This is a genomic window from Streptomyces sp. NPDC058741, from assembly GCF_042746715.1.
GTDB lineage: Bacteria > Actinomycetota > Actinomycetes > Streptomycetales > Streptomycetaceae > Streptomyces.
Genome location: NZ_JBHYQH010000001.1, coordinates 135,626 through 161,685, shown reverse-complemented (window position 1 = coordinate 161,685; position 26,060 = coordinate 135,626). Strand labels below are relative to the sequence as shown.

Genomic DNA, 26,060 nt, shown 5'->3' with positions numbered 1-26,060 from the left:
CGTGCCGGATCATGCGGTCCGGGACGGGAGCAACACCTGCCACACCCTCTGGATATCTACGAAGGAGCGCCACATGGCCGCCACTCAGGAAGAGATCGTCGCCGGTCTCGCCGAGATCGTGAACGAGATCGCCGGCATCCCGGTTGAGGACGTCCAGCTGGACAAGTCCTTCACCGACGACCTGGACGTCGACTCGCTGTCCATGGTCGAGGTCGTCGTCGCCGCCGAGGAGCGCTTCGACGTCAAGATCCCCGACGAGGACGTCAAGAACCTCAAGACCGTCGGCGACGCGACCGACTACATCCTCAAGCACCAGGGCTGATCGACCGATCAGGTCCTTGGGCTGACTGCCCCGCCACCCGGCGGTGGCGCCGCTTAATCCTCGTATCCGCTGGAGAAAGAATTCCCGTGAGCTCGACCAATCGCACCGTGGTCGTCACCGGTATCGGCGCAACCACACCGCTGGGTGGCGACGCAGCCTCTACCTGGGAGGGCCTGGTCGCCGGCAAGTCCGGCGTCAAGCCCCTGGAGCAGGAGTGGGCCGCCGAACAGGCGGTCCGCATCGCGGCCCCGGTCGCCGTGGAACCGACCGAGGTCATCCCGCGGCCGCAGGCCCGCCGACTGGACCGTTCGGCGCAGTTCGCGCTGGTCGCGGCCCAGGAGGCCTGGAAGGACGCCGGCTTCGAGGCGAAGGCCGGCGAGGACCCGAACGTCGACCCCGACCGGCTGGGCGCGGTCATCGCCTCCGGCATCGGCGGTGTGACGACGCTGCTCGACCAGTACGACGTGCTGAAGGAGAAGGGCGTCCGCCGCGTCTCCCCGCACACCGTTCCCATGCTCATGCCCAACAGCCCGTCGGCCAACGTCGGACTGGCCGTGGGGGCCCGGGCGGGCGTCCACACGCCGGTCTCCGCCTGCGCCTCGGGCGCCGAGGCCATCGGCTACGCCATCGAGATGATCCGCACCGGCCGTGCCGACGTCGTCGTCGCCGGCGGCACGGAGGCGGCGATCCACCCGCTGCCCATCGCCGCGTTCGGCAACATGATGGCGATGTCCAAGAACAACGACGACCCGCAGGGCGCCTCGCGTCCCTACGACGTCGCCCGTGACGGCTTCGTCCTCGGTGAGGGCGCCGGTGTCGTCGTCCTGGAGTCCGCCGAGCACGCCGCCAAGCGCGGGGCCCGGGTGTACGCCGAGGCGGTCGGGCAGGGCATCTCCGCCGACAGCCACGACATCGTGCAGCCGGAGCCGGAGGGGCGCGGCATCTCGCACGCCCTGCAGAACCTGCTGGAGCGCACCGACCTGGACCCGGCGGAGATCGTGCACGTCAACGCGCACGCCACGTCGACGCCGGCCGGTGACATCGCCGAGCTGAAGGCGCTGCGGAAGGTCTTCGGCGACGAGGCCGACCACTTCGCGGTGTCCGCGACGAAGTCGATGACCGGGCACCTGCTCGGTGGTGCCGGTGGCGTGGAGACGGTCGCGACCGTGCTCGCGCTGTACCACCGCCTGGCGCCGCCGACGATCAACGTGGAGAACCTGGACCCGGAGGCGGAGGCCAACGCGGACGTCGTCCGGGGTGAGGCGCGCAAGCTGCCCGTGGACGGCCGTATCGCCGCGCTGAACGACTCGTTCGGCTTCGGCGGGCACAACGTGGTGCTGGCGTTCCGCACGGTCTGATCTCGTCGAAACGGCGAGTGGCCCGGACTCACGAGGAGTCCGGGCCACTCGTCGTCTCCAGGGGCTGTCGTCACACTCCCGTCGTCGCCCGGAGGGCCGCCCCGCGGCGTCCGGTGCGTGCTCTCGGCGTGCCGGGCGGACGTCCTCGTACCGGGCGTAGTCGGGCTTTCGCCCGGTGCGGCGGGAGTGGGGGTCCCCCCTGCTCGAAGAGCGTGGGGGAGTGCCAGGCGTCGCGGGGCAGACGGGAGTGTGACGACAGCCCCTGGGCCCCGCGCGCCTGAGGCGGCCTTCACACCACCTGGTGGAGCCAGCGCACCGGGGCGCCCTCACCGGCGTAGCGGAAGGGCTCCAGTTCGTCGTCCCAGGGCTTGCCCAGCAGTTTCGCCAGCTCCGCCTCCAGATCGGTCTCGCCGCTCTGGCTGCGCTGCAGTGCCGCGCGCAGACGGTCCTCGGGAATGAGGATGTCGCCGTGGATGCCGGTGACCGCGTGGAAGATGCCCAGGCCGGGAGTGCAGCTGTAGCGCTCGCCCTCGGCGGTGGGGCAGGGCTCCGAGGTGACCTCGAAGCGCAGCAGGTGCCAGCCGCGCAGCGCCGAGGCGAGCTGGGACGCCGTGCCCACCCGGCCCTGCCAGGAGAACTCCGAGCGCCAGGTGCCCGGGGCGGCGGGCTGGCGGATCCAGTCCAGGCTGACGCGCGTGCCGAGCACCCCGGCGACGGCCCACTCGACGTGCGGGCACAGCGCGCGCGGCGCGGAGTGCACGTACAGGACTCCACGAGTCGTCACCGGAACCTCCGGGCAGAGCGGACCATCTTGGAACGGGCGGAACGGCGGTGACCGGGCGGGTCACGCTGATGGCGAGGCTACCGTGCGGTGACGCAAGGAGTGTGACGTACGGTCGGTCCCGGTGTCGGGAAACGTCCGTCATTCACCCAGGGGGACGCTTGTACGGGTGTGAGCCGTTGCACCTGATCGGCCGGGAACCCTGATGCGCTGTCGTGGGTTGGGGAATACAGGCATCGCACGCACACGGCGAGGGGACGGACCAGGGATGCGGAAACGGGGCCATCGCTCACGGGTCGTCCTCGCCGTGACCGCCGCGGCCGTGCTGGGCGTGGCCGGGTGCGATGCCGTGGGCGGCGACTCGGCCGCCCCGTCCCGGGCCCCCGGGCCGTCCCCGAAGCCCACGCCGCTGTGGGACCGCAGCCCGGGCTCGGTGGCGGCCGTCGGCGATTCCATCACGCGCGCCTTCGACGCGTGCGACGTGCTGTCGGACTGCCCCGAGGCGTCCTGGGCGACCGGCACCAGCCCTGGGGTCGACTCGCTCGCGGTGCGGCTGCTGGGCCGGGCGAAGGCCGCCGAGCGGAGCTGGAACCACGCGGTGAGCGGGGCGCGGATGGCCGACCTGCCCGGGCAGATCGCCCAGGCGGTGCGGCGCAAGCCCCAGCTGGTCACGGTGCTGATCGGGGCGAACGACGCCTGCCGGGCCACGCCGTCGGCGATGACGCCGGTGGCGGACTTCCGCGCGGACTTCGAGGATTCCCTGCGGACCCTGCGCAAGGCGCTGCCCAAGACCCAGGTGTTCGTGGCGAGCGTGCCGGACCTGAAGCGGCTGTGGTCGCAGGGCCGGACCAACTCCCTCAGCAAACAGGTGTGGAAGCTCGGCATCTGCCCCTCGATGCTGGGCGACGCGGACGCCTTGGACACCGAGGCGAACCAGCGGCGGAACACGGTGCAGCAGCGGGTCGAGGACTACAACGAGGTCCTCGAGGAGGTCTGCTCCGAGGACGAGCGGTGCCGGTACGACGGGGGCGCGGTCCACGACTACCGCTTCGGCGCCGCCCAGCTGAGCCGCTGGGACTACTTCCACCCGAGCGTGGACGGACAGGCCAGGCTGGCCGAGATCGCCTACCGCACGGTCACCGCGGAGAAACCCCTGACCTAGAGTTCCGCACATGAACGAACTCTTCGGCACACTTTCCGACGGCACGCCGGTGCACCGCTGGACCCTGGAGCGCGCGGGCCTGCGGGTGCGGGTGCTGACGTACGGCGGGATCGTGCAGTCCGTGGAGGTGCCGGACCGGAGGGGACGGACCGCGGACGTGGTGCTGGGCTTCCCGGATCTCGACGGGTATCTCGCCCACCCGGAGCCGTACCTCGGCGCCCTGGTCGGGCGGTACGCCAACCGGATCGCCGGCGGCCGCTTCCCGCTGGACGGGCGAACGTACGCGCTGGAGACGAACAACGGGCCGAACTCGCTGCACGGCGGTGCGTGCGGCTTCGACCGGCGGGTGTGGGACGCGGAGCCGGTGGAGCACGGGGTGCGGCTGTCGCGGGTCAGCCCGCACGGGGAGGAGGGCTTCCCGGGGCGGCTGGAGGTCGCGGCGACGTACACGCTGCTGGAGGGCGGGGCGCTGCGGATCTCCTACGAGGCGGTGACGGACGCCCCGACCGTGGTGAACCTGACCCATCACGGCTACTTCAACCTGGGTGGGTCCGCAGACGCGGGCGGCCATGAGCTGCGGCTGGCGGCCTCCCGGTACACGCCGGCCGACGCGGACCTGATCCCGTCCGGCCGTCTCGAGGACGTGACGGGCACGCGCTTCGACTTCCGGCGGGCGCGCGAGGTCGGGTCCGGCCACGACCACAACTTCGTGCTGGACAAGGGCGTGACGCCCACGCCGGTGGAGGTCGCCGAGCTGTACGAGCCGGTGTCGGGGCGGGTGCTGACGGTGGCGACGACCGAGCCCGGCCTGCAGCTGTACACCGCGGACCACCTGGGCGAGCCGTTCGCGCCGGGCGGGGGCGTCGCGCTGGAGACCCAGCACTTCCCGGACTCCCCGAACCGGCCGGAGTTCCCGACGACGGTCCTGCGGCCGGGTGAGCTGTTCCGCTCGGAGACGGTGTACGGCTTCGGCGCCCGCTGACCGGCCGGTGGCGAGCGCCCGGGGGCTTCCGTGACGGGCCGTGCCGAGCCCCGGCCCGGAGGTCAGGTCCCGGACCGGGGCTGCTCGGCGGGGAACGCGTCCCGGGTCAGACGGTAACCGTCGCGGTGATCCTGCGGTCGGTGATCGAGCGTCCGACCTGGATCTCGTACGAACCCTTCACACACGACCACGAGCCGGTCTCCTCGTCCCAGATCTCGAAGGCGCGGCGCGGCAGGTCGAGGACCGCTTCGGTCCTCTCGCCGGGCGCGGCGCCGACGCTCGCGAAGCCGGCCGGCCGGCGGGCCGGGCGGGTGGGGTCGGCCTCGCGGGGGGCGAGGTAGAGCTGCACGACCTCGCGGCCGGGGCGGTCGCCGCGATTGCGCAGGCGGACCTTCACGGTGGTGCCGTCGGGACCTGTGTCCACCTGGACGGACTCGTAGGTCCAGTCGGTGTAGCCGAGGCCGTGCCCGAAGGGGTAGGCGGGTGTGCGGCCGTGCTTCTCCCAGGCGCGGTAGCCGATGAACACGCCCTCGTCGTAGGGGAGTTCGCCGTTCTCCGGGACGACGCGGGTGACCGGGGCGTCGGCCAGGGAGCCCCAGGTGGTGGGCAGCCGGCCGCCGGGCTCGTGGGCGCCGGTGAGGACGTCCGCGAGGGCGGCGCCGCCCTCCTGGCCGGGGAACCAGGACAGCAGGACGGCGGCCACGTCCTCGCGCCAGGGCAGCTCCACCGGGGAGCCGGAGTTGACGACCACCACGGTGTGGGGGTTGGCGGCGGCGACGGCGCGGACCAGGTCGTCCTGGCGGCCGGGCAGGCGCAGGTCGCGGCGGTCGAAGCCCTCGGACTCGACCTGTTCGGTGGTGGCGACCACGACGACGGCCGTGTCGGCGGCGCGGGCGGCCGTGACGGCCTCGGCGATCAGCTCGTCGGGGCTGCGCTGGGGGTCCTGGTGGGCGAGGGTGAAGACGATGACGTGCATCGGGTGGCCGCTGGGCGGCAGGACGGTGTGGGTGAGCGAGACCTCGACCGGCTCACCCGCGGTGAGGTCGATCCGGGCGTGCGGGACGGGGGAGCCGGAGAGGGCCGCACGGAGGAACACCCGGCCCGCCCCTACTTCACCGAGCGCTACGTCGGTGTCCGGGCCTCGCTGGCCGAGGTGCTGCGCGCCGAGTACGGCGAGCGCCTGCCGACTCACCCCCGAGCGCGCGGCCCCCCTGCTGGTGGCGGTCCTGGACGGCCTGCAGTACCAGTGGCTGCTGGACCCGGAGTCGGTGGACATGGCGGCGGCCTTCCGGGACCTCCTGACCCTGCTGGGGGAGAAGACCGGCTGAGCCGGCGCACGTCCGTCCCCGCCCCGGTCCCCCGCCCCATGGCGTCGGCCGCTCCCGTCACGGGATACTTCCGCCGTCCCACCACGCCCCACCGTGACGGAAGGCCCGAACCTCCTTGATCTCCATACGCGTTCGCCTCGGCGTCCTCGGCCTGGCCCTGCTGACCGGTCTCACCCCACCACCGCCGCGAGCGCCGCCGCCGCGGCCCCCTCGCCCACCGTCGAGGAGCAGCGGCTCGACCGGGCCGTCCCGCGGGAGATCCTGCGCCGCTCGGGCTTCGACGCCCTGGCTCCGCGGCTGGCACGGGCACTGCAGGCCGCCCGCTCCTACGGGGAGGCGCGCCGGATCGTCTCCCGCGAGGGGAGCGCCCTGTGGCGGCGGGCCGTGGACCGGGCGCAGGGGCGGGGACCGGCCGGTGGTGACATCAGCCGGGACGACGACCGGCCGCTGTACTGGGCGCGGCTCGGCATGACCCGTGAAGTGCGCACCTGGGAGCCGTCGTTCGGGCTGGCGGACGGGCAGCGGGCCGGGCTGCTGGACGAACTGGAGCGCACCTCGCGCGGCCAGACCGCCGTCCGCCTCCCGCACGGCAGGGGCCCGAAGCGGATCCTGCTCACCGGTTTCGACCCGTTCACCCTGGACCGGGACATCCGCGTCTCGAACCCGTCCGGCGCCACCGCGCTGGCCCTCGACGGCACCGTCGTCCGGACGGCGGACGGACCGGCGCGGATCGAGACGGTCGTGTTCCCGGTGCGCTGGGGGGACTTCGCGGCGGGCGCGGTGGAGCGGGCGCTGCGGCCGCACCTGCCGGAGGTCGACCTGTTCACGACCGTGAGCCAGGGCCGCGTCGGGCGGTTCGACGTCGAGCGGACCAACGGGGCCTGGCGGGGCGGCTTCGGGGACAACGAGAACGTCGGCAGCACCGGGACCGTCCCCGTCGCCGACCCCGCCTCGCAGCCGCAGTGGACGACGACCACGCTGCCCTTCCGCGAGATCGCCGCCGCGGACACCGGCCGTTTCCCGGTGTACGACAACACCACCGTCACCGAGATCCCGGCGGGCGGCACCGAACCCGTCGTGCGCCCCGAGGGGCCCACCCCGGGCTCGACCGCGCGGGCGGGCGGCGGCGGGGACTACCTGTCCAACGAGATCGCCTACCGGGCGACCCTGCTGCGCGACCGGCTGGGGCTGCACGGCACGCTGCCGGGCGGGCACGTGCACACGCCGGTGCTGCAGTTCGGCGCCGGGAACACCACCGAGGTGACCGACCCGGAGTTCGTGCGCAACCGGCTGGACATCATCGCGCAGGTGAAGAAGATCCTGACGGTGGCAGCGGAAACGTCGTAGCGGCTTCGTCGCCCTTCTCGCCGGCGCCCTCGGCGATCTCCTCGCCGAGGAGTTCACGCGCCATCAGGGTGGCGCCGGCGACCGCGCCCGGCATCAGGAACACCGCGACGAACGGCACCAGGAAGGCCACGGCGAGGGGCGTGCCGAAGCCCCAGACCAGGGTCCTGCGGGACCGCAGCATCGCGAGCCGGGCGCGCAGTTCGACGCCGCGGCGCTGGAAGGCGACGGCGGTCAGCTCCTCGGTGAGGAAGAACCCGGTGACGAAGAACCCGAGCACCGGGACGGCCGTCTGGCCCACCACCGGGATGAAACCGCACGCGAACAGCAGCACACCCCACACGGCGGCCCGAACGACGATCCGGAGGCTGTCGCGGGCGGAGATCCACAGCTCCCGCCAGAGCGGCAGCCCCGACTCGGGGGCGTGCCCGTCCGGGGAGACGTCCCGGTCGACCCGCTCGGAGAGGTTCTCGTAGAAGGGCTGGCCGACCAGCAGGGTCACCGCGGTGAACGTCACGACCGCGAGGAGCAGGGAGAGGGCGAACAGCACGGCGGTCAGCATGCCGCGGAAGAGGCCGAGCCACGGGCTGGACCAGTCGTCGGCGAACGGCGTGGCCCAGGCCACGGCGTCCTCGCCCCACAGCGCCAGCGCGACCAGCGCCGCCGCGTACAGGACGAGGGTGATCAGGCCCGGGAGCAGCCCGAGGCCGTAGCTCTTGCCGTGCCGGGCCACCCATCGCTGGCCCTTGAGGAGGTACCGGAAACCCGTCCCTAGATCGCGCATGGGACGACCCTATCCGGGCCGGTGTCGCACTCTTGACGCGCTCCGGTCACACCGCTGTCACAGCCCCTCCGGGGAGCCGCCCGGCGGGCCGGCGTCGAGTCGAACCGGTCCGCCTCGCCGAACCGAACTCCGCGGACCCGGCGGGAGGCACGCGTGCGCCCGGGGCCGAACCACTCGTCGGTGACCACCCCGAGGGGAATCCAGGAGCGGGCTCTCCTACGGCTGCACGCGCCGCCGTTCGGCCCTTCCCGGCGCTGCGGCCCCGGAGAACGACCGTCTGGACCGGGCGGCACTCGCGCTCCGACCGGGCGGAGGCCGCACCCCACGTCCAAGGGTGCGGCCTCCGCGTACGCAACGGCTGTCGTCAGGCCAGCGTCACGGTGATGTTCCCGCGCGTCGCCTTCGAGTAGGGGCACCCCTCGTGGGCCGTCTCGATCAGCGACCGGGCGGTGTCCCGGTCGAGCCCGGGGAGGTCGGCCGAGATCTCGACGATGATCCCGAACCCGTCCCCGTTCTTCCCGAGACCGACCCTGGCGGTCACGGTCGAACCGGTCAGGTCGGCGCCCTCCCGGCGGGCGACGACACCGAGCGCGCCCTGGAAGCAGGCGCTGTAACCGGCGGCGAACAGCTGCTCGGGGTCGGTGCCGGTGCCGCTCCCGCCCAGCTCCTTCGGCGGGTTGACGACGACGTCGAGCTTGCCGTCGTCGGTGGCCACCCGGCCGTCGCGCCCGTTCTCGGCGACGGCGGTGTACAGGACGTCGGACTGCTGGATCGGCATGAGGCGGTCTTCCTTCGGTCGCCGCCGCGGCTCGCGCCCGGGCCGGGACGGATTCGGAAGGAAACTACCGCATGCCGGAACCATGGCCCAGTCAGAGCTTGACGATCATCTTCCCGGTGTTGTCGCCGCGCAGCACGCCCAGGAACGCCTCGAGGTTGTTCTCGATGCCCTCGACGACGGTCTCCCGGTACTTCAGCTCGCCGGAGGCGACCCAGGGGGCGACCTCCTGCACGAACTGCGGCTGCAGGTCGTAGTGGTCCCCGACCAGGAAGCCCTCGATGCGGCCGCGGGTCTGGATGAGACGGGCGAGGTTCTTCGGGCCGGGGGCGGCCTCGGTGTTGTTGTAGACGGAGATCATGCCGCAGACGGCGATCCGGCCGCCCTCGTTCAGGGAGCCGACGGCGGCCTCCAGGTGGTCCCCGCCGACGTTGTCGAAGTAGACGTCGATCCCGTCGGGGGCGGCGGCGCGCAGCTGCTCGCCGACGGGCCCGTCCTTGTAGTTGAAGGCGGCGTCGAAGCCGTACTCCTCCACCAGGAGCTTGACCTTCTCGTCCGACCCCGCGGACCCGATGACGCGCGAGGCCCCCTTCAGCTTGGCTATCTGACCGACCTGGCCGCCCACGGCGCCGGCGGCGCCGGAGACGAAGACGGAGTCGCCCTCCTTGAACGCGGCGGTGCGCAGCAGACCCGCGTAGGCGGTGAGGCCGGTCATGCCCAGGACGCCGAGGTACGTCGACAGCGGCGCGGCCGACGTGTCGACCTTGACGGCGTTCTTCTCAGCGACGACGGCGTACTCGCGCCACCCGAGGAAGTGCAGCACGTGGTCCCCGACGGCCAGCCCCTCCACGTTGGAGGCGACGACCTCGCCGACGGCACCGCCCTGCATGACCTTGCCCAGCTCGAACGGGGCGACATAGGACTTGGCGGCGCTCATCCGGCCGCGCATGTACGGGTCCACGGAGAGGTAGAGGTTCCGGACGAGGACCTGGCCCTCACCCGGCTGCGGGATCTCCGCCTCGACCAGGGCGAAGTCCTCGGGCTTCGGCCAGCCGACCGGCCGGCTGAGCAGGTGCCACTCGCGGCTGACGGCGGGAAGGGCGGGGGTGTCGGTCATGGTGTGCCTGGCCTCCTGGATGCGAAGCGAATGTTTCAGTGCCTGAAACAACCATGCTCCTGAAAATTTCAGATTGTCAAATAACCGGGTACCCTCGACGGCATGGCCTCCACCACATCGACCCCCCGCGGCACCTCCCCCCGCCCCGACCCCCTGACCCTCGAGGTCGTGGAACTGATCGGCGAAGTGGTGGCACGGTTCCACGAGGACTACGAGGAGGCCGCGGCCGAGCACGCCCTGACAGGAGCGCAGGCCCGCCTGCTCACCCTGCTGTGCCTGGAGCCTCTGCCCATGCGGCGCCTGGCCCAGCGCCTGAAGTGCGAGCCCTCCAACGTCACCGGCATCGTGGACCGGCTGGAGGCCCGGGGCCTGGTGGAACGGCAGCCGGCCCCCTCGGACCGAAGGGTGAAGGTGGCGGCGCCCACCCCGGAGGGACGCCGGGTGGCCCGGAGCCTGCGCGAGTCGCTGCGCTTCGCCCGCGAGCCGCTGGCGGGCCTGTCGGAGGCCGAGCGGGTGGCCCTGCGGGACGCACTCCGCGGAATGCTGGGCTGAGCCCCCGCACCCGCCGGACGGCGCGAGGGGACGTGCCGGAGGGGGTGCCCGCCCGCAGCGGTCGGCGCGTCAACGAACAGTCAGCCGTTACGCAGCTCCATCGCGCCGATCCGAGGACAACCACCCCGGCGCGGCCCCGCCCCGCCCCCCACCGCAAGGGGCGACGCGCACCCCCACCGAACCGGCCACAGGCTGCCGCAGGCGCTACACCGGCACCCGGCCTGACGAAGACGTCACGTGCACCACCACAGGAACCGGTCACAGGACTCCGAGGGCTCAGGCTCGGGCGCGGGCACCGAACTGGTCGGAGCCACGGTAGGCGCCGGAGGGGCGGCCGTCGGTGCGGCCGGGGGACGGCTGGCAGGACCCCCGCCCCCGGCCGGCTCGGCCCTCGCAGCGGCCTCGTCGCCCTTGGGTGACTCCGACTCCTCTTCCTCAGGGGACGCGGACACGGAAGGCGAGTCGGAAGCCTCCACCGAAGCGGAACGTGACGGCCGTTCAGCGACGACCTGTCGTCCCGACCCGCTCCCGGGCGCGTCCCCCGCCTCCGCGGCGGCGTCACCGTCCGCGGACTCGCCCCCGGCGTCAGCCGGTCGCGGCGCCGACCGCGGGGCGTCCGCACCGAGCTCGGCGAGGCTCAGCCCGCCCGCCGCCAGCACGAACCCCGCGGCGACGAACAGGGTGCGGCGCCGCCGCCGGCGGTGCGCCGCGGCCTTCCGGTCCCGCCGGCCGGCCCCGCCGGGGCCGTCGGCGGCAGGACCGCGCCCACGACGCCGCGCGGCACGCCCGGAGGGCGCACCGGCCTGGTCCTGGTCGGACACCTCGAACCCCACCGGCCCCCCGACCCCTTCGGGTTCACACGAGACAGGCTCCCGCAAGGCAGGCCCGTACGAGTCAGGCTCCCGCGAGTCAGACCCGAACGACGCAGGCCTGTACGAGTCAGGCCCGTACGGGTCAGGCCCATGTCCCACGCCACCCCGCGGCGCACGCCGCCGCAGCGATTCCGCCGAGGTGCCGCACCCGGGGCAGGCCAGCGCGCCGTTGAGGTGCCGTCGGCACGGGTCGCAGTAGTCCATGACGCCGGAAGACTAAGATCCGCGCCGGTCACGTTCCTAGATCCAGCTGTGAAGGTTCTGTAGGGACCCGCCACGACCCCCCTCACCCGAGGTTTCGAAACCGCCGAAACCGTAATGCGCGCGACCCATTGACACCACCGCCGCCCGATCCCTACCGTCACGCCAGCATTTCGAACGTGTGACGAAATACCGAACAAACCTTCGAGCTGGACCACCGGCAGACGCGCTGTGCCCGGAGGCGCAGCACTTCCCGGACTCGCCGAACAAGCCGTCGTTCCCGTCGACCGCGCTGCGGCCCGGGCAGACGTACCGGACGACCACGATCCACACGTTCGGCTGCTGAGACACCCGCCCGGCCTTCACCGTATGGGCATGAGTCCGGACCGGTTCCGCGACGGTTGAACGGTGCCTCGGCGGCCTCCGTATCCAAGGGCGGCCCGCGCTCCCCCGCGCGGGCCGCCCTTGCACGTCGGATCCGTCCGTCCCCAACAGGCCCGCCCCACACGGAGGTTCCATGGCCGACAACGTCACGTCGCTGTTCCGCAGGACCGCGGCCCACAGCCCGTCGATGGCGGCGTTGGCACGCGAGGGCGGCGGCGACGGAGCCGGGCCGGTGGACTTCTGGATCCCCTGCAACCCCTACTTCCCCACCCCGGCCATGTTCGAGGACATGGCCGGCAAGCTGCGCGACATCATCACGTACTACCCGAGCAGCGCCGACACCATCACGGCCGAGCTGTGCAGCCTGCTGCAACTCCCGCCGCAGTGCGTGGCGATGGGCAACGGGTCGACGGAGCTGATCACCTGGATCGACCACCTGCTGGTGCGCGAGTCCCTCGCCGTCCCCGTCCCCACGTTCGGCCGCTGGACCGACCAGCCCATGGAGACCGGCAAGCGGGTCGACATGTTCCCGCTCCAGGAGTCCAGCGGCTTCGCCCTCGACCTCGCCCAGTACGCCGAGTTCATCCGCGCCAGGGGCACGCGCGTCGCTGTGATCTGCAACCCCAACAACCCCGACGGGGGCTTCGTCCACAAGCACGCCGTCGTGCAGTTCATGGACGCCATGGCCGACCTCGACCTGGTCGTGGTCGACGAGTGCTTCCTGGAGTTCGCGGACGCCGAGGCCGAGCCCTCCGTCGTGCAGGAGGCGATACTGCGGCCCAACGTCGTCGTGCTGCGCAGCCTCGGCAAGAACTTCGGCCTGCACGGCATCCGCTTCGGCTACCTCGTCGCCAACCCGGCGCTCGCGGGCCGCGTCCGCTCGATGCTGCCCAAGTGGAACCTCAACTCCTTCGCCGAGCACGTCGTCTTCATGCTCAAGGAGCACGGCGCCGAGTACGCGCAGAGCCTGCGGCAGGTGCGCCGCGACCGGCTCGACATGGCCGGCCAGCTGTCCGCGCTGCCGGGGCTGACCGTCTACCCCTCACAGGGCAACTTCCTCTTCGTGCGTCTGCCGGTGGGAGCCGAGGGCACCGTGGTCCGGGACCGGATGCTCACCGAGCACCGCATCCTGGTCCGTGAGTGCGGCAACAAGATCGGTTCGTCCGGTCGCTTCCTGCGGCTCGCGGTGCGCCCCCAGGTGGACGTGCGTCGCCTGGTGTCCGGCCTGGAACAGGTGCTCTACGGGACGTCGAGGAAGGGAGCCGCCGTACCCGAGCCGCCCGACGGAGCCGGCTACAGCTCGGGTACGGCGGCGGTGGACCGTCTGATGAGCGAGACGAACGGGTCGGGTGTGCGAGGGCTCGCCGCGCAGTCGGTGGGCGCGGGTACGGCGCCCGGGGGCCCGGGGCCGGCCCCGGCCGCCGTCGGCACCGGTATGCCGCTTCCCGCCGCCGCGTCCGCCGGACCGGCGGGCGGTGGCGGCGGGCTGCCGGGCCCGTCGGCGCCCCAGCCGGTGCCGCAGGCGGTGCCACAGCCGGCACCGCAGCCCATGGCCGCGCCGGCACAACCGCTCGCACCGACCCAACCCCTGACTCCCGCACAGCCGCTGACTCCCGCACAGCCGCTGGCTCCGGCTGCCCAGTTCCCGGCAGCCGCACCGATGCCGGCAGCCGCCCCGGCGCAGGTCCCCGCCGCCACCGGGCCGACGCCGCCCGGCGTCCCCGCCCGGGGCGGGCTCACGGCTGCCCAGGTCAGAGGCACGAACGGCCTGTCCCCGGCCCCTGCCACCGGCTGGCCCGCCGCACAGAACCGGCCCCAGGCGGCGGGCATGGGGCAGGCCGGGTAGCGCGGCGGGTACGGAAGGCCGCGGCCGTCCGCACCCCTGCCCGTGCCACTGAGAGGATGAGCGGGGGACGGGCCATCCGCTGCTCCGCTTCGGGAGGTTGACGCCGAGCTTGTGATCCCTCCCCAGGGAGAAGCCCTACCCGTCGACGTCGAACGTGGTCCCGTAGAGCCGGTCCACCCGCAGCCGGATGACGACCCGGCGCTCGTCGACCAGGTGCCGCAGGAACTGGTCCTAACGTCCCCGAGTCCCTGGCCGAGGCCCGCGCCGCCACCGAGAACGCGGGCGGCTACCTCGCCGACGAGACCACCACCCGCGACGACGAGGGCCACGAGCGCACCCGGGCCGTGCTGCTGCGCCCGCCCGGATCACGGCGAGCAGCTCCCGGCCGACCGTGTCGCCGGGAACGCAGGTCGACCTCCGCCCGCAGGGTCTTGCCGGGCGGCTCCCGGCCGACCGTGTCGCCGGGAACGCAGGTCGACCTCCGCCCGCAGGGTCTTGCCGGGCGGCTCGCGGTCGAGCACCTCCCAGCGGTCGGCGAACGCGTCGACCAGGAAACCACGGCCGTGCTCGTCGAGGGGCTGAGGCGTCCGCACGGCACCGGGCGCGGGTGGACGCGGTGGCCCACTGCGCGTGTCCACAACCTCGAGCGATTTGAACGTGCCCATGCCAAATGGCTGCGCATGCGGCCCGGACCGTGAACCTCGCATGAAGAAGTCGTGAAGGCCGGGGGCGGTCGCATCGTACGCAGGCGGCAGGGGCCGGCCAGGGCGGTCCTTGGCCCTTCGCGCCGGCGGACAGCACACCGGAAGACGCCCGCCGGGCGAGACGGGCCCCCCGGCGCATAAGGTGCACCACGCAGCACCCAGCACGGCGTACACAGGAGGCGCTCCCTTGGAGCTCAGCAGGCGTACCTTCCACGCTCTCGCCGGTACGGCGACGCTCGGCCTCGCGCTGACCGGCAGCGGGTCGCCGACCTCCGCCACCTCGGCGCGCCCGGTGCGCACCGGCCCGCCACCGCCGGTGCCGAGCGCGGACGGCCGGCGGCACGAGATCGGCTTCGACCGGCACTCCCTCCTGGTAGACGGCCGCCGCCTGGTCCTCTGGTCGGGCGAGATGCACCCGTTCCGGCTGCCGAACCCGTCGCTGTGGCGGGACGTGCTGCAGAAGATGCGCGCCCACGGCTACAACGCCGTCAGCGTGTGCGTCGCCTGGAACCACCACTCACCCGCCCCGGGCCGCTACGACTTCACCGGTGTGCGCGACCTGGACCTGTTCCTGCGCACGGCCGCGGAGACGGGGCTGTACGTCATCGTGCGGCCCGGCCCGTACATCGGCGCGGACGTCGACGCCGGCGGCCTCCCCGGCTGGCTGACCGCCACCGAGGGCCGCGCCCGGACCTCCGACCCGACGTACCTGCGCTACGTCGACGAGTGGCTGACCGCCGTCGACGCCGTCGTCGCGGGACGCCTGTTCACCCGGGGCACGGGCACCGTGCTGCTGTACCAGATCGAGAACGAGCTGGACGCGCGGCACGTCGGCGGGCCCGCCGGGCGTGCCTACATGAGGTACCTCTACGAAAAGGTCCGCGCCGACGGCGTCGACGTGCCGCTGTTCCACAACGACGGCGGACGCGACGGGCAGTGGGTGCCCCGGTCGTTCGGGACCGGCGGGGAGAAGGGGCGCTGGCTCTACGGGTTCGGCGGCTCGCCCGAGCCGGACCGGGTGCCGCCCGACTGGGGGCACTTCGGCGCCGGCGGGGCGAAGGGCGGGGCGACGGCCAGTGCGCGCACGCCCGGGTTCCTGTCCGAGTCCGGCGGGGGCCGGCCCGGCACCTGGGGCGGGGCCGAGTCGGACGGCAAGGGGTACGCCGAGGCGCGCCGGACCCGGGACGCGGCCTACGAGCGGCGCGTCTACCTGACGCACCTCGCCAACGGCATCACGCTCCACAACGTCTACATGGCGTACGGCGGCACCTCCTGGGGCTGGCTGCCCGCCCCGGCCTTCTGCACGTCGTACGACTACGGGGCCGCCTTCGACGAGGCCCGCAACGCCACCCCCAAGCTCGCCCCGATGCACCAGATCGGCCAGTTGCTGCGGCACGTGCCCGACCTCGCCCGGCTGAACCCGGCGAAGGAGGTCCGCGCCACCGACGAGCGGATCGAGGTCTACCACCTGACCAACCCCGACACCGGCGCCCACGTCTACGTCCTGCGCAACGACACCGACGAGGCGGTCTCCTCGACGCTGCCGGACGCCGGGATCGACGTGCCGGTGACCGTCCCCGCCCGGGACGCCAAGCTGATCGCCGCCCGGCTGCGGCTCGGCAGGCGGACGCTGGTGTACTCCTCCGTGCAGCCCATGCTCAGCCTGACCGCGGGACGGCAGGACATCGCCGTGTTCGCGGGCCGCCGGGGCGATCTGGCCCAGGTCGTGCTGGACTGCGCGGACGAGCCGACGCCCATGCGGCTGGACGCGGAGCCCGCCTGGGCCTACAACCTCGGCAAGCTCAACGTCAGCGCCCCGCTCGGCGCCGGCGGGCTGAGCCGGGTGCGCGTCGAGGGCGACGGCGTGGACACGCCGATGCTGCTGCTGTTCGCCGACGACGCCACCGCCCTGCGGCTGTGGCCCTACGAGACACCGTCGGGACAGCTCCTGGTCTACGGCCCTGCCCTGCTGCGGTCGGCCGAACTGCGCGGCTCCACCGTCCACCTCACGGGCGACACCGTCACCGCGACCGGCCTGGAGGTGTGGGCGCCCCGGGGCATCACGCGGGTGACGTGGAACGGGCGCGCGGTGCCCACCCGGATCAGCGCCTCCGGCGGCCTGCTGGCGCTGCGGCCGCTGCCCGGTGTGACCCGGCCCGTGCTGCCCGCCCTCGACGGCTGGCGGCGCCGCACCGAGAACCCGGAGTCCGAGCCGGACTTCGACGACTCGGACTGGACCGTGGCCGACAGGACGACGACCTTCAGCACGACGCCCGTGCCCGAGGGGCAGCCCGTGCTCTTCGCCGACGACTACGGCTTCCACTACGGCGACGTCTGGTACCGGGGCGCCTGGACCGGCGACGGCGACGTCGAGTCGGTGTCCCTCGCCTACAGCACGGGCACGCAGGGCCTGCTGATGGCCTGGCTGGACGGCGAGCCGCTGGGCACCCACCGGATGCCCGTGCCCGACAAGGCCCGGGCACGCCGGGGGACCTGGACGGCGAAGGCCGCCTTCGCCCTGCCCCGGGACCTGCGGAAGAGGCTCCGCGAGGAGGGCCGGGGGCGGCATGTGCTGTCCGTGCTCGTCCGGCGGATGCAGCACGACCTGGACGGCACGGCGCGCGACACCCACAAGGCGGCGCGCGGACTGACCGCCGTGACCTTCGAGGGCGCCGACCCCGAGGTGACCTGGCGCATCCGGGGCGCCACGGCGCCCGACCCGGTGCGCGGGCCGATGAACAACGGCGGCCTGTACGGCGAGCGCGAGGGCTGGCACCTGCCGGAGCACGACGACGGGGACTGGAAGGACACCGGACTCCCCCGGTCCGACCGGCGGCAGGGCGTCAGCTGGTACCGGACGCGCTTCCGGCTGGACGTCAACCGGGGGGTCGACGCCTCGATCGGCCTCGTCCTCGACGACGACCCGGGCCGGGCCTATCGCGTCCAGATCTTCCTCAACGGCTGGAACCTGGGCCAGTACATCAACGACGTAGGGCCGCAGCACACCTTCGTACTGCCGAACGGGATCCTCCGCACACGGGGTGCCAACACGCTGGCCCTGGCGGTGCTGTCCGACGGGACCACACCGGCGGGGCCGGGGACGGTACGGCTGACGCTGCTGGGCGCCGCGGCCGGAGGGGTCCCCGTGCGACCGGTGTGACCCGTCCGGCCGGACGCCGGACGTTCCTCACGCCGGACGTTTCTCACGCCAGCGGGATCACGTTCCAGGACGGCGCTCAGCGTGCCGTCCCGGAGCGCCGTGCCGTCGACCGGGTGGGGCCGCCGCTCTCCCCCGGACGTCGGACGTGCGATCGCATGACGCGCACAGTTGCGTGCGCGTAGGCTCGGATGCGCTGCCAAGCAGTCGGCCGGTGGTGAGAAGGGGGAGCGATGGACATCGCGGGCGCGCGGACGCTGGCCGCCCGAGTCGCCGCCGCGCTCGGGCGTCCGCGCAGGGGCGCCGCCATGCGCGGTCTGGCCGCCGAGCTCGCCGCCGCGGTCCGGTCCAGACCCCGGGCCCCGCGCGACGTCGGGGAGTTGGGCCGGGCGCTGTGCGAGGAGATGAGCGCGCGGCGCGGCGGGCGGCCGGTGGAGCTGCGGTTCGAGCGCTTTCCCGACGAGATCGAAGTGACCGGCCTGTGGGTGGAGTTCCAGGACTTCGACCTGGTCATCGTCGAGGAGCGGGCCGAGGCCGTGCAGCAACTGGTCATCATCGGGCACGAGTTGTGGCATCTGCACGCCGGGCAGCGCCACCAGCACGTGGTGGGCGCGGCGGCCGCCCGCGCGCTGGCCGAGCGGCCCGGGTGGTCGGACGTCGCGCTGGTGATCGCCGCCCGCAACGGCTCGCGGGAGCGGGACGAGGCGGAGGCCGAGGACTTCGGGCACCGGCTGGCCGCGGTGTTCCGGCCCCTGCTGTCGGGCGCGCGGGACGCGGACCCGCCCCTGGAACCCGTGCAGCGCTCGCTGGGCTACCGCGGACCCCGAGGGGGTGCGGCACCGTGACGGCCGTGGCGCTGACCCCGATGGAGTTCGTCAACGAGTTCTATCCGACGTTCTGGTGGATCCCCGCCGGGATCCTGGCCGCCGCCCTCGCCATCAAGCTGCCCAGCATCATCCGGCTGTGGAGTGACCCGATGCTGCGGGCGGTCGGCGGGCTGCTGCTGCTCGCCTGCGCGGTGTTCGTGTTCCTGGCGCCGTCGACCATCGTCCGGATCAACCGGCTGACCGGGGTGGCGAACTTCTCCGGCCCCTGGGTCTACTCGCTCCTCACCGCCTTCTGCGCCTGCTGCCTGCTGCTGATCATCACCTGGCGCAACGGCCTGTCCGACCGCTCGGCCCGTACCCGCCGGGCCATGCGCGGGGTGATGGCCGTCTACTCCTGCGTGATCGCCGCCATGTGGGTGCTGTTCGCCCTCGCGGACGTGCCCGAGGAGCGGCTGTGGGACCTCGACACGTACTACGCCAACACCCCGTACATGCGCGAGATGATCCTGCTCTACCTGCTCGCGCACACCGTGGCCGTCCTGGTCACCAACGTGCTGGTCTGGAACTGGATCCGCACCGACGGGCTGGACTCCCTGCTGCGCTGGGGCCTGAAGTTCCTCGGCGTCGGCTACGCGCTGCAGCTGGTCTTCGACGCGGCCAAACTCACCGCCGTGGGGGCGCGCTGGGCCGGGGGGAACCTGGACTGGCTGAGCACCGCCGTCGCGCCGCCCATCGCGTGCCTGTCCGCCATCCTGATCGCGGTGGGCTTCATCTTCCCGCACGCCGGGCAGTATCTGCACGGCCGCTGGCACGTCCGGCTGGCCTGCCACGAACTGCGGCCGCTGTACCTGCTCATGAGGACGGTCAACGGCGGCGGCGTCCCCTTCCTGCTGCGCGCCACCCCGGAACTGCGGCTGGTCCGCCGGGAGACGTTCATCCGGGACGCCCTGCTGCCGCTCGCGCGGTACATCGACGAGGAGCGGCGCGAGCGGTCCCACGACGCCGCCGTCGCCCTCGGCCACCCCCCGGACCGGGCCAGGGCCCTCGCCTTCACCGTGGCCATCCTGGACGCGATCGACGCCCGCAACCACCGGCGCGAGGACGACGGTGCGGAGTCGCGCGACGCCACCGAACTCCTGCGGGAGATCGGGGCGGTGTCCCGCGCCCTGCGCGACACCGACGGCATCCGGGAGGTGCGCGCCCGCATGGAGGCGCGGACGGACGGCCACTCGCTCGCCGGCTGACCGGCCTGACGGCCGCAGTCCGGGCGCCGCGCCCCGCGGACGGCACCCGGCGCCCGCTGCGGGGGGAGAGTGACGGACCGTCGTGACGGCCGTTCGCGCACAGGGGGGCGCGAACACGGGGCGTGAAGGTACGGTGAGAGCTTCCGGCGCGGTCCATGCCTCTCGGAGCCGAAGGCCTGCGTGGCTCCGCGGCTTCGTGACCGGTTCCCGGTGCCGGCGGACCGGCGTCGGGCAATGCCTTCAGGGCGGGGGGAGTCTTCATGGCCGAGTGCGAGGGGTCGCATGTCGCGTAGAGCTGTCGTCATCGGTGCGGGTCTGGCCGGCATGCTGGCCGCGGCCGCCCTGTCCACCGCGGCGGACGAGGTGGTCGTGCTCGACCGCGACGATCTGCCCGAGGGTCCGGAGCACCGCAAGGGGCTCCCGCAGGGGCGCCACGCGCATCTGCTGATGGCCGGCGGTCTGGCCGCGATGGAGGACCTGGTGCCGGGGGTGGGCGTGCGCAAGCACCTCGTCGCCGCCGGCGCGCACGAGATCCCGCTCGGCTGGGGCATGGTCGCCCTCACCCCCGAGGGCTGGCTGCGGCGCTGGCGCCATCCCGGCCCCCGGATGCTGACGTGCACCCGGGCCCTGCTCGACTGGGTGATACGGGACGCGGTGCTCTCGAGCACCCAGGTGGTGATCCGCAAGGGCCGGGTGCTGGGGCTGACGGGGTCGCGTGAGCGGGTCACCGGGGTCCGGCTGTCGGACGCCGCCGGGGAGGAGGAGCTCGCCGCCGACTTCGTGGTGGACGCGAGCGGGCGCGGCTCACGGGTCGTCAGCTGGCTGGCCGGGCTGGGCCTCCGGGACGTGCGCGAGACGACGGTGGACGCCGGTCTGGTGAACGCCACCCGCCTCTACCGCACCCCCGAGGGCGCCGAACACTTCCCCCTGACCATGGTGCAGGCCGACCCCTACCAGGGCAGGCCCGGCCGCAGCGGGATGGTGATGCCCATCGAGGGCGACCGCTGGATGGTGAGCCTCGCCGGGACGCGGGGCGGCGGCGAACCCCCGAAGGACCCGGACGCGTTCCTCCGGTACACCCTGGACCTGCCCGACCCCCTCGTGGGCCGGCTGATCTCCGGCGCCGAACCGCTCACCGAGGTCCACGTCAGCCGCAGCACCAGCAACCACCGGCGGCACCTGGAGAAGACCCGCCACTGGCCCGAACGCCTCGTCGTGCTGGGTGACGCGCTGGCCACCTTCAACCCGGCCTACGGGCAGGGCATGTCGGTGGCGGCGCTGGGCGCCCGGGTACTGCACGGCGAACTGCGGCGGGCGGGGCTCTGCGGTCGGGGGCTGGCCCGGCGCGTGCAGCGCGGGGCGGCCTCGCCGGTGCAGGCGGCGTGGACGATGGCGGTGAGTCAGGACGTCTGGTTCCCGGGCACGCGAGGGGGCTCGCCCGGGGTGGCCGACCGCCTGGTCACCCCCTATACCCGCCGCCTGATGCGCACGGCGGCCGGCTCGTACACCGCGGCGTCGGCGCTCTGGGACGTGATGAGCATGACGACCGGGCCCGCGCGGCTGCTGCGGCCGTCGACCGTCCTGGCCACCCTGAGCGGGCCGCCGCTGCCGGCGGCGGGACCGCCGCTGACGGAACAGGAGAGGGCCCTGCTGCGGAAACTTGACCGCACGGGCCGCTGAGCCGGGGGCGGCAAGCCGCCCTCGGCTCCTGGCGCGGGCCCGCCCGCGGTCAGCCGGCGAACGCGGGCTGGGGCAGACCCCGGCCCGCCGCGGGGATCACGAACAGGGAGCCCGCCAGGGCGGGGGGCCGGGGCAGGCTCACGCGGGCCGTGGTGACGTAGAGGTCGGACAGTGCGGCTCCGCCGAAGGCGCAGGCCGTCACCAGGGGCACCGGGAACTCGATCACGCGGTCCAGATCGCCGCCGGGCGTGTAGCGCCGTACCGCCGAGCCCTGCCACAGCGCGACCCACACGCATCCGTCGGCGTCCACCGTCAGGCCGTCCGGGAAGCCCGCGCCGTCCTCGATCACGGCGAGGGCCCGGCGGTTGCCCAGCCGTCCGTCCGCGTGGTCGAAGACGTCGATCCGGCGCGTCGGGGAGTCGATGTAGTACATGAGGCGCCCGTCGGGGCTCCAGCCCGTGCCGTTGCTGACGGCGACGTCGTCCAGGACGACCTCGACCGTGCCGTCGCCGGTGAGGCGGGACAGCGTGCCGCCGCCCGGCGCCTCGTCGTAGCGCATGGTGCCCGCCCACAGGGAGCCGTCGGGCGCGACCGCCGCGTCGTTGGCGCGACGGCCGGGGACCGGCTCGCGGTGCAGCCAGCGGAAGCCGCCGTCGGGGTCGAGCAGGCCGACCCCGTCCCGCAGGTTCAGCACCAGGCCGCCGCCGGCGCGTGGTTTGACGGCGCCGATGTGCTGCTCGGTGCGCCGGGTGCCGCGGCGTCCGGTGGCGGGGTCGAAGGTGTGCACACGGCAGCCGAGGAGGTCGATCCACAGCAGCCGGCCGGCCGCCGCGTCCCAGGTCGGGCCCTCCCCGAGCTCGGCCTCGGCGCGTACGGCGACCTCGTACGGCCCCGTCGTCATGCCGGGCTCCGGTGGCCGAGGTGCTCGGACAGCTCGGCGGCGCCCTTCGCGGCGAGCTGCTCCAGCTCGGCCCGGCGCTCCTCGGTCCAGCGGATCATGGGAACGGAGATCGACAGGGCGGCGACGACCTGCCCGGTGCGGTCGCGCACCGGGGCGGCCACGCAGCTCACGTCCGGGTTGGACTCGCGGTTCTCCACGGCGACGCCCCGCTCGCGGATCCCGGCCAGGGTCTCGCGCAGGGCGGCCGGGTCGGTGATGCTGTTCGGGGTCATCGCGACCAGCTCGGCGCCGTCCGGGATCCGCGCGGCGAGCTCGTGCTCGGGAAGGGAGGCCAGGAGCATCTTGCCGACGGAGGTGCAGTGGGCGGGCAGCCGCCGGCCGGCCGCCGACACCATGCGCACGGCGTGCGTGGAGTCGACCTTGGCGATGTAGATGACGTCCGTGTCCTCGAGGATCGCCACGTGCACCGTCTCGTCGCAGGTCTCGGCGACGGACCGGGCGACGTGCCGGCCCTCGGCGGCGAGGTCGAGCTGCTCGGCGTAGCGGGCACCGAGCTGGTACGGGCGCACCCCGAGCCGGTAGCGTCCCGGCTGGCCGGGCACGGGGACGATGTACTTCCGGGCGGCGAGCGTGGTCACCAGCTCGTGCACGCTGGTACGCGGCAACTGCAGCCTGCGCACGATGTCGGGGGCGGAGAGCGACCCGTCCGCGTCGAGAAAGAGCTCGAGAATGTCGAGAGCCCGGGTCACGGCAGGTACCAGGCGTCCCACGACCGGCCCCCTCCCTAGGGTGTCTCAGCGCCCGCGTTCGATATGTCAACAGGCGATCGGCATGACGAACACAGGCTAGCCATAGAGGTGGGGGCGGGCAACGGGCAGAGGCACACCCGGGGCTTGCCCGCCGCACCCGGCCGCATGAGGGCGGAACGGTCAGCCGTGGTCCCGCCGCCCCCGCACCACCCCCAGCTCCCCCCGCAACCGCTCTGCCCGCAGCACCAGTTCCAGTTCGAAGCGGCGGTCCGGGTCGTCGATCTCGTCGCCCCACAGTTCGCGGATCTGGCGGAGGCGGTAGCGGACCGTCTGGGGGTGGACGCCGAGGCGGGTCGCGACCTCGGGGGCGCCGCCGCGGGTCTCCAGCCAGGCCAGGAGGGTTTCCGCGAGGCGGCGGCCGTGGGTGGGGCCGCAGTGGGACAGGGGGGCCAGGCAGCGCAGGGCCAGGTCGTCGATCAGCTCCTCCGGCTGGAGGAGGACCAGGGCCTCGGTGTGCTCGGTGCACAGGAGGACCTCGCCGGAGGGGAGCAGCCCGCGTTCCATCAGGCGTACCGCCGCCTCGGCCCAGCGCAGCGACTTCGCCGCCTCGGCGAGCGGGACGGGCGGGCCGATCGCACCGGACCAGCCGGTCAGGGCGCGGTGCAGCAGTTCGTGGCGGCCAGCCGCGTCCGGTTCGGGGACGACCATGCGGGGCTGCTCGTTCTCCATGTCGAGCAGGACGCCCTGGCCGACCGCGGGGGCCATGGCCTCGCGGGCGGGTCGGAGCAGGACGCCGACGGCGACCTTCACCGGCAGGGGCCAGCCGATGCGGGCCGCGCGTTCGGCGAGGGCCTCGGTGGGGTCGCCGCGGTGGTGGTCGGCGAGGAGCAGTTCCATCAGGCGGCGCTGCAGGCGCAGGCGTTCGCCTGCCTGGCGGGCAGCCGCCTCGGCGTAGCCGCGTACCGACTGGTCGACCAGGCCGTCGAGGTACTCGTAGCCCGCGTCGACGAGTTCGTACATCGCCGGGGGCGGGATCTCCACGCGCTGGCCGATGTCGGCGAAGCAGCGCCAGGCCAGGCGTACGCCCATGCGGTAGACGGCCTGGAGGGAGTCGAGGGAGCGGCCGTTGAGGCCCTCGCCTCGGCCGAAGTCCTGGAAGACGCCGGGCGGGACGGTCGGGCGTCCCTCCGAGCGCTCCAGGTGCTGCACGAAGACCTCGATGGCACGGCGGATGCCCACCAGGGCCATGGGCTCGCCGGAGTCGTCGAGGACGACGGGCAGATGGGGGTACTCCCGCTGGATCTCGCGGAGGATCTCCTCGGCCAGTTCGGGCGCCTCGGCCATGGCGATCGCCGCGAACCGGCGCACCTGGTGGCGCGGTACGTCGAGCCAGGCCGACAGGGGGGTGACGATTGCGGTGCGGGCGGCCGTCATCCGTCAGCTCCCCTGCCCGGCCCGCTCGTACGTGATCAGGGGGGTGTCGGGCTGGTCGGGCGTCGCTTCGAGCAGCGCGACCACGCCGAGCGCGGCGCCCACGGCGAGGGCGGCGGCCAGCGCGACGGTGAGCGCCGCGGCGAGCAGTCTGGACATCGCAGGGTCAGCCTCTCTGTCCGGATGCGTCCGGAGGTCGTCCGGAGGTCGCCCCACCCCGGGCGTCCCGTCCCTGCCTGTCGGGCCCAGTCTCGACAAGCATTGACACCCCGTCAAGAGCGGCCTACGGTTCCCGGCCCGGCCGCACGCGCCGTCTCCGCCGCCGTGCCGGCCCCCTCGTACGTCGAGCCGTCCCAAGCCACTGGAGTGCCCGGATGCGCCGTACAGCCTCTCCCTTTTCCCTGTTCCTGCTGGGTCTCGGCACGTTCCTGCTGGTGCTGGCACCCCTGCTCGCCTGGTACGTGCAGCCGCGTGCAGCGGTGAACCCGATCGACATCGACACGACCGCCGTCTACACCGGCAAGGGCAGCGTCTTCGACACCGACCGGATCGAGACGGTGCCCGGCCGGAACATCACCGTGACGCAGCGCGTGCGGGGCGACGTCGAGGCGAGCGAGCGCAGCGGCAACGCCGTCTGGGACGTGACGACCACGGTCGACACGGACGAGACGCTGCCGGCCGCCGATCCGCACGACGCGCTGGACTTCACGCCGCACCGCTGGGTGATGGACCGCAGGACCACCCGGCCCGTGCACTGCTGCGGGGAGAAGCCCTCCATCGAGGGCGAGGCGTACCTGAAGTTCCCCTTCGACGTGCAGAAACGGTCCTACCAGTGGTGGGACAACACCCTCGGCGACACGGTCGTGCTGCGCTACCGGGGCACGGGGAAGGTCCAGGGCTACACGGGGTACCGGTTCACCGGCTCGGTGGAACCCACCAGGACCGGCACCCGGATGGTGCCCGGCACCCTCGTCGGCCGGCCGGAGCGGCCGCAGGTGCTGGCCGAGGAGTGGTACGCCAACCACGGCTTCGAACTGGTCGTCGACCAGGCCACGGGCCGGGTTCTGTACGCGCGGACCGGGCCGAGGCGGACCCTGCGGGCGCCGGGCGGGACAAAGGACGCTGCGGTGCTGCTGGACAGCCGGAAGGTCGCCTTCACCACCGCGACGCAGCGGGAGGCGGTACGGCAGGCGAAGCGGGACAGCGGCCAACTGCGCCTGCTCGGCACGACGTTGCCGATCGGTGCCGGACTGGCCGGGCTGGTGCTCGCGGTGGTGGGCGGCGTTCTGGTGGCCCGTGGACGGAAGGAGCCGGAACACCCCGTTCCGACCGATACGGCCGCTACGCCCCGGCCCACCCTCACGATGTGATGTGACGTCAGCTGCAACAAAGCCCGAACTTGTCACGTCGGTGAGTAGCCGCGGGGAACGTCCGGGCGAAAACTGTCCAACCCCACCCGGGCACATCCCGTCCCCACCCCCCTCCCAGGAAGAGCTCAGGCCCCCACAGGCCGCCCCCTGCGACGACCCACCCCACCGTTTCCCCCACGCGGAGTCCCG

At 73.4% G+C, this 26,060-nt stretch carries 19 protein-coding genes and 6 pseudogenes; 15 read left to right on the top strand and 10 right to left on the bottom strand.

The window, feature by feature from the left end; genetic code table 11:
* The first annotated feature begins 73 nt into the window (after window positions 1-73).
* Complete coding sequence (locus ACFW6P_RS00760; protein ID WP_003989952.1) at window positions 74-322, top strand: acyl carrier protein; 249 nt, start codon at window positions 74-76, stop codon at window positions 320-322.
* An 86-nt stretch (window positions 323-408) separates the two neighbouring features.
* The gene (gene fabF, locus ACFW6P_RS00755; RefSeq protein ID WP_386350309.1) at window positions 409-1,680 is read left to right on the top strand and encodes a beta-ketoacyl-ACP synthase II; all 1,272 of its coding nucleotides are present in this window, start codon (window positions 409-411) and stop codon (window positions 1,678-1,680) included.
* 289 nt (window positions 1,681-1,969) lie between these two features.
* Here the strand turns inward: fabF and ACFW6P_RS00750 are convergent, their stop codons facing one another.
* A complete protein-coding gene (locus ACFW6P_RS00750) occupies window positions 1,970-2,464 on the bottom strand; it encodes a DUF3145 domain-containing protein (RefSeq protein ID WP_386422475.1) in 495 nt (164 codons plus the stop codon).
* Between the two features lie 265 nt (window positions 2,465-2,729).
* On the opposite strand from ACFW6P_RS00750, the gene ACFW6P_RS00745 reads away from it, so the two are divergent.
* Together ACFW6P_RS00745 and ACFW6P_RS00740 are read left to right on the top strand one after the other, a co-directional pair.
* Window positions 2,730-3,623: an SGNH/GDSL hydrolase family protein gene (locus tag ACFW6P_RS00745; RefSeq protein ID WP_386422473.1), complete on the top strand. Its 894-nt coding sequence runs from the start codon at window positions 2,730-2,732 to the stop codon at window positions 3,621-3,623.
* A gap of 10 nt (window positions 3,624-3,633) precedes the next feature.
* On the top strand, window positions 3,634-4,605 hold the full coding sequence (locus ACFW6P_RS00740; RefSeq protein ID WP_386422471.1) for an aldose epimerase family protein: 972 nt from the start codon (window positions 3,634-3,636) through the stop codon (window positions 4,603-4,605).
* A gap of 106 nt (window positions 4,606-4,711) precedes the next feature.
* Here ACFW6P_RS00740 and ACFW6P_RS00735 read toward each other — a convergent pair.
* Window positions 4,712-5,677, bottom strand: a pseudogene (locus tag ACFW6P_RS00735) (glycoside hydrolase family 3 C-terminal domain-containing protein); the annotation flags it as partial.
* On the opposite strand from ACFW6P_RS00735, the pseudogene ACFW6P_RS00730 reads away from it, so the two are divergent.
* Window positions 5,678-5,933, top strand: a pseudogene (locus ACFW6P_RS00730) (TetR family transcriptional regulator C-terminal domain-containing protein); the annotation flags it as partial.
* Between the two features lie 115 nt (window positions 5,934-6,048).
* Window positions 6,049-7,280: pseudogene (locus ACFW6P_RS00725) on the top strand (pyroglutamyl peptidase).
* Here ACFW6P_RS00725 and ACFW6P_RS00720 read toward each other — a convergent pair.
* The 3 genes from ACFW6P_RS00720 to ACFW6P_RS00710 form a co-directional block, all read right to left on the bottom strand.
* Window positions 7,231-8,061, bottom strand: coding sequence for an EI24 domain-containing protein (locus ACFW6P_RS00720; protein ID WP_386350295.1), 831 nt, complete (start codon window positions 8,059-8,061; stop codon window positions 7,231-7,233). The pseudogene ACFW6P_RS00725 and the gene ACFW6P_RS00720 overlap by 50 nt on opposite strands.
* Before the next feature lie 364 nt (window positions 8,062-8,425).
* Complete coding sequence (locus tag ACFW6P_RS00715) at window positions 8,426-8,839, bottom strand: organic hydroperoxide resistance protein (RefSeq protein WP_386422469.1); 414 nt, start codon at window positions 8,837-8,839, stop codon at window positions 8,426-8,428.
* A 91-nt stretch (window positions 8,840-8,930) separates the two neighbouring features.
* Window positions 8,931-9,953 (bottom strand): NADP-dependent oxidoreductase, encoded by a 1,023-nt coding sequence (locus tag ACFW6P_RS00710; RefSeq protein WP_386350289.1) that lies wholly within the window; start codon window positions 9,951-9,953, stop codon window positions 8,931-8,933.
* A 102-nt stretch (window positions 9,954-10,055) separates the two neighbouring features.
* On the opposite strand from ACFW6P_RS00710, the gene ACFW6P_RS00705 reads away from it, so the two are divergent.
* The 3 genes and pseudogenes from ACFW6P_RS00705 to ACFW6P_RS00695 all read left to right on the top strand — a co-directional run bounded on the left by ACFW6P_RS00705 (window position 10,056) and on the right by ACFW6P_RS00695 (window position 13,808).
* A complete protein-coding gene (locus tag ACFW6P_RS00705; protein WP_386422467.1) occupies window positions 10,056-10,505 on the top strand; it encodes a MarR family winged helix-turn-helix transcriptional regulator in 450 nt (149 codons plus the stop codon).
* Window positions 10,506-11,801: 1,296 nt separating this feature from the next.
* A pseudogene (locus tag ACFW6P_RS00700) lies at window positions 11,802-11,924 on the top strand (galactose-1-epimerase); the annotation flags it as partial.
* Between the two features lie 171 nt (window positions 11,925-12,095).
* Window positions 12,096-13,808: a pyridoxal phosphate-dependent aminotransferase gene (locus ACFW6P_RS00695; protein ID WP_386422465.1), complete on the top strand. Its 1,713-nt coding sequence runs from the start codon at window positions 12,096-12,098 to the stop codon at window positions 13,806-13,808.
* Between the two features lie 135 nt (window positions 13,809-13,943).
* On the opposite strand, the pseudogene ACFW6P_RS00690 reads toward ACFW6P_RS00695, so the two are convergent.
* Window positions 13,944-14,039: pseudogene (locus tag ACFW6P_RS00690) on the bottom strand (PPOX class F420-dependent oxidoreductase); the annotation flags it as partial.
* A 2-nt stretch (window positions 14,040-14,041) separates the two neighbouring features.
* Here ACFW6P_RS00690 and ACFW6P_RS00685 point away from each other — a divergent pair.
* The 5 genes and pseudogenes from ACFW6P_RS00685 to ACFW6P_RS00665 form a co-directional block, all read left to right on the top strand.
* Window positions 14,042-14,176: pseudogene (locus tag ACFW6P_RS00685) on the top strand (DUF4349 domain-containing protein); the annotation flags it as partial.
* Window positions 14,177-14,699: 523 nt separating this feature from the next.
* The gene (locus tag ACFW6P_RS00680) at window positions 14,700-17,672 is read left to right on the top strand and encodes a beta-galactosidase (RefSeq protein ID WP_386422462.1); all 2,973 of its coding nucleotides are present in this window, start codon (window positions 14,700-14,702) and stop codon (window positions 17,670-17,672) included.
* 230 nt (window positions 17,673-17,902) lie between these two features.
* Window positions 17,903-18,514, top strand: a complete 612-nt coding sequence (locus tag ACFW6P_RS00675; RefSeq protein WP_386422460.1) for a toxin-antitoxin system, toxin component family protein — start codon at window positions 17,903-17,905, stop codon at window positions 18,512-18,514.
* A 20-nt stretch (window positions 18,515-18,534) separates the two neighbouring features.
* Entirely contained in the window at window positions 18,535-19,740 is a 1,206-nt protein-coding gene (locus ACFW6P_RS00670) for a DUF6545 domain-containing protein (protein WP_386422598.1), read from the top strand.
* Window positions 19,741-20,022: 282 nt separating this feature from the next.
* Entirely contained in the window at window positions 20,023-21,420 is a 1,398-nt protein-coding gene (locus ACFW6P_RS00665) for an FAD-dependent oxidoreductase (protein WP_386350275.1), read from the top strand.
* A 49-nt stretch (window positions 21,421-21,469) separates the two neighbouring features.
* Here the strand turns inward: ACFW6P_RS00665 and ACFW6P_RS00660 are convergent, their stop codons facing one another.
* The 4 genes from ACFW6P_RS00660 to ACFW6P_RS00645 form a co-directional block, all read right to left on the bottom strand.
* Complete coding sequence (locus tag ACFW6P_RS00660; protein WP_386422458.1) at window positions 21,470-22,321, bottom strand: SMP-30/gluconolactonase/LRE family protein; 852 nt, start codon at window positions 22,319-22,321, stop codon at window positions 21,470-21,472.
* Window positions 22,318-23,091: an IclR family transcriptional regulator gene (locus ACFW6P_RS00655; protein WP_386422455.1), complete on the bottom strand. Its 774-nt coding sequence runs from the start codon at window positions 23,089-23,091 to the stop codon at window positions 22,318-22,320. Before ACFW6P_RS00655 ends, ACFW6P_RS00660 begins: the two co-directional genes overlap by 4 nt.
* Before the next feature lie 159 nt (window positions 23,092-23,250).
* Entirely contained in the window at window positions 23,251-24,504 is a 1,254-nt protein-coding gene (locus ACFW6P_RS00650; RefSeq protein WP_386422453.1) for a PucR family transcriptional regulator, read from the bottom strand.
* 3 nt (window positions 24,505-24,507) lie between these two features.
* Window positions 24,508-24,660: a hypothetical protein gene (locus ACFW6P_RS00645; protein ID WP_386350264.1), complete on the bottom strand. Its 153-nt coding sequence runs from the start codon at window positions 24,658-24,660 to the stop codon at window positions 24,508-24,510.
* 215 nt (window positions 24,661-24,875) lie between these two features.
* On the opposite strand from ACFW6P_RS00645, the gene ACFW6P_RS00640 reads away from it, so the two are divergent.
* The gene (locus ACFW6P_RS00640; protein WP_386350261.1) at window positions 24,876-25,871 is read left to right on the top strand and encodes a DUF3068 domain-containing protein; all 996 of its coding nucleotides are present in this window, start codon (window positions 24,876-24,878) and stop codon (window positions 25,869-25,871) included.
* The last annotated feature ends 189 nt before the right edge of the window (window positions 25,872-26,060 follow it).

Coding starts and splice junctions, on each gene's coding strand:
- ACFW6P_RS00760 (WP_003989952.1), top strand. CDS start 74: ATGGCCGCCACTCAGGAAGAGATCGTCGCCGGTCTCGCCGAGATCGTG.
- ACFW6P_RS00745 (WP_386422473.1), top strand. CDS start 2,730: ATGCGGAAACGGGGCCATCGCTCACGGGTCGTCCTCGCCGTGACCGCC.
- ACFW6P_RS00740 (WP_386422471.1), top strand. CDS start 3,634: ATGAACGAACTCTTCGGCACACTTTCCGACGGCACGCCGGTGCACCGC.
- ACFW6P_RS00720 (WP_386350295.1), bottom strand. CDS start 8,061: ATGCGCGATCTAGGGACGGGTTTCCGGTACCTCCTCAAGGGCCAGCGA.
- ACFW6P_RS00715 (WP_386422469.1), bottom strand. CDS start 8,839: ATGCCGATCCAGCAGTCCGACGTCCTGTACACCGCCGTCGCCGAGAAC.
- ACFW6P_RS00710 (WP_386350289.1), bottom strand. CDS start 9,953: ATGACCGACACCCCCGCCCTTCCCGCCGTCAGCCGCGAGTGGCACCTG.
- ACFW6P_RS00705 (WP_386422467.1), top strand. CDS start 10,056: ATGGCCTCCACCACATCGACCCCCCGCGGCACCTCCCCCCGCCCCGAC.
- ACFW6P_RS00695 (WP_386422465.1), top strand. CDS start 12,096: ATGGCCGACAACGTCACGTCGCTGTTCCGCAGGACCGCGGCCCACAGC.
- ACFW6P_RS00675 (WP_386422460.1), top strand. CDS start 17,903: ATGGACATCGCGGGCGCGCGGACGCTGGCCGCCCGAGTCGCCGCCGCG.
- ACFW6P_RS00670 (WP_386422598.1), top strand. CDS start 18,535: ATGGAGTTCGTCAACGAGTTCTATCCGACGTTCTGGTGGATCCCCGCC.
- ACFW6P_RS00665 (WP_386350275.1), top strand. CDS start 20,023: ATGTCGCGTAGAGCTGTCGTCATCGGTGCGGGTCTGGCCGGCATGCTG.
- ACFW6P_RS00660 (WP_386422458.1), bottom strand. CDS start 22,321: ATGACGACGGGGCCGTACGAGGTCGCCGTACGCGCCGAGGCCGAGCTC.
- ACFW6P_RS00650 (WP_386422453.1), bottom strand. CDS start 24,504: ATGACGGCCGCCCGCACCGCAATCGTCACCCCCCTGTCGGCCTGGCTC.
- ACFW6P_RS00645 (WP_386350264.1), bottom strand. CDS start 24,660: ATGTCCAGACTGCTCGCCGCGGCGCTCACCGTCGCGCTGGCCGCCGCC.
- ACFW6P_RS00640 (WP_386350261.1), top strand. CDS start 24,876: ATGCGCCGTACAGCCTCTCCCTTTTCCCTGTTCCTGCTGGGTCTCGGC.